Raw genomic sequence first — 2,217 nt, 5'->3', positions numbered from 1 at the left:
TGTCGGCGACGCTTGAATCGTGACCCACTTCCGGCAGGTGAAAGTGAACCCCTTGCGTCAGTTGATGTTGGTCATTCCCCGGTGTTGGCGGCGGGAACCCGTCCGAGGTCGCGGCCGCGCATGCGGTAGCTGTCGCCCTTGAGGGAGATCACTTCTGCGTGGTGGACGAGACGGTCGATCATGGCTGCGGCGACGGTGTCGTCGCCGAAGACCTCGCCCCAGCGCCCGAAGGGCTTGTTGCTGGTCACAATCACGGACGCACGTTCGTAGCGGCCCGAGATGAACTGGAAGAACAGGTTCGCGGCCTCGGGCTCGAAAGGGATGTAGCCGACCTCGTCGACCACGATCAGCGGGATCCGCCCGAGCCGGGTCAGCTCGTCGCCCAGGCGGCCGGCCTGATGAGCTTCGGCGAGACGGGTCACCCACTGAGCGGCCGTGGCAAAAGCGACGCGATGGCCGGCCTGGCAAGCCCGGATGCCGAGCCCGGTGGCCAGGTGGGTCTTGCCGGTGCCGGGCGGCCCGAGGAAGATCACGTTCTCCTTCCCGACCACGAAGTCCAGCGTCCCCAGATGAGCGATGACCTCACGTTTCACGGACCGCTGATGGTCGAAGTCGAAGTCCTCCAGCGACTTGCGGGAAGGGAATCGACCCGCCCGGATGCGTCCTTCGGCGCCGTGCGAGTCGCGGGCGGCGACCTCTCTCTGCAGGCAGGCGGCCAGATACTCCTCGTGGCTCCAGCTCTCCTCGCGGGCTCGTTCGGCAAGCCTGCTCGCGGCATCCCGCAGTGCCGGGGCCTTCAACGCTTTGGTCAGATAGACCAGTTCAGAGCTCACGTCGCGGGAGGCCCGGGCCGGGTTCGTGCTGTTCTTCGTGCTCATCACGCTGCCCCTTCACCCGTGCTCAGCCCGCCGTCGATGACGCCGAAGATCCGGTCGTAGGTGTCCAGCGACCGTTCCTCCACCTCGGTCACCTGTGGTGCCGGCTTCTTGCCGGCGGCGGCCTTGCGGATGGTGGCGGCGGCAGCCGCGTGATCAGGGTCCGTGATCGTCTGATGGCGGGCCCAGCTGCGGGCATGACGGGCGACCTCGACGCCCTCGCAGGTCACCAGGACCTGGTCCAGGTCCGCGGCCACCTCAACGCGACGGCCCACGGCCAGCGGATGCACCGAGTAGTCGCAGGTGTCGAGGCGGACGTAGTGGTCCCGTGGCAGCCGCAGTGATGCTTTCCACCAGCCCGGCGGGGCGATCGGCGGCAGGGCGAGCATGCGGGATCGGTCGGCGTCCAGACGATCCGACGGGCGCGCCTGCAAGGTGCGGTGGATGCGCCGGTTGGCCTTGGCCAGCCAGTCGGCGAGCTGGACGTTGAAATCGGCGGGCGAGCTGAACACCCGCCCGGGCAGGAACGACGTCTCCAGGTAGCCGTTGGCCCGCTCGACCAGGCCCTTGGCTTCGGGATCCCGCGGCTTGCAGAGCACGAACTTCACGCCCAACAGACCCGCGAACGCCGCAAAGTCATCTGTGAGCCGAGGACCTCCACTCCGCCACGACCCAACTGCTCCTTCGTTGTCCCAGACCAGCATTTTGGGGACGGCACCCAACTCGGTCAGCAGCCGCCAGTGACCTGCGATCAGGTCGGCCGCCGACCTGGAAGGCAGCATCCGCGCGGTGATCCACCGCGAATAGCCGGCGACCATCACCAGCACCGGCGGCCGCCCGACCTGGCCGAAGCCGAGCGGGACGTCAGCAGGCGGAAACCACAGGTCACACTGCCCGACCACGCCCGGCTCATAGACAGTCCGCGACGCCGGATCCGCAGGCCGATAGGCCGGCCGCAGATCCCGGACCCGGTTCTTCAGCACGGTCAGACCCCGGTCCCAGCCGATCCGCTCGGCGATCACCGTTGCCGGCATCTCAGGCCACTGCTCAAGCAGTTCACGGATCTGCGGCTCGACCACATCTACGATCGAACCCTTCGGCGCCCGCTGATACTTCGGCGGCGCATCGTCCGCGATCGCCCTGCGGACAGTGTTTCTCGCGATGGCCAGCTTCCTCGCGATCGCCCGCACCGGCATCTGCTCGGCGCGATGAAGCCGGCGGATCTCCGCCCAGTCCTCCACGCTGATCACCCATCCTCCCGGCCTGACTCAACGAGCCAGACCCTTGAAGGGGGTCAACTTTCAAGCGCCGCCACTGGTCCACTTTTCAGCCGTCGCCGACA

Annotated in this window: 2 protein-coding genes; both read right to left on the bottom strand. The window is 67.6% G+C overall.

The window, feature by feature from the left end; translation table 11 throughout:
• Positions 1–71 precede the first annotated feature (71 nt).
• Complete coding sequence (istB, locus tag BMW99_RS38950) at positions 72–878, bottom strand: IS21-like element helper ATPase IstB (RefSeq protein ID WP_069461754.1); 807 nt, start codon at positions 876–878, stop codon at positions 72–74.
• On the bottom strand, positions 878–2,125 hold the full coding sequence (gene istA, locus BMW99_RS38945; protein ID WP_069461755.1) for an IS21 family transposase: 1,248 nt from the start codon (positions 2,123–2,125) through the stop codon (positions 878–880). Before istA ends, istB begins: the two co-directional genes overlap by 1 nt.
• Between the last annotated feature and the right edge of the window lie 92 nt (positions 2,126–2,217).

The sequence above is a fragment of the Actinacidiphila rubida genome, from assembly GCF_900110255.1.
Classification (GTDB): Bacteria; Actinomycetota; Actinomycetes; order Streptomycetales; family Streptomycetaceae; genus Actinacidiphila; species Actinacidiphila rubida.
Note: the sequence above shows the minus strand (reverse complement) of the source record. Positions and strands in the feature narration are given on the sequence as shown.

Bases quoted from the DNA above. Each gene is read 5' to 3' on its own strand.
- istB (WP_069461754.1), bottom strand. From the start codon at position 878: ATGAGCACGAAGAACAGCACGAACCCGGCCCGGGCCTCCCGCGACGTG.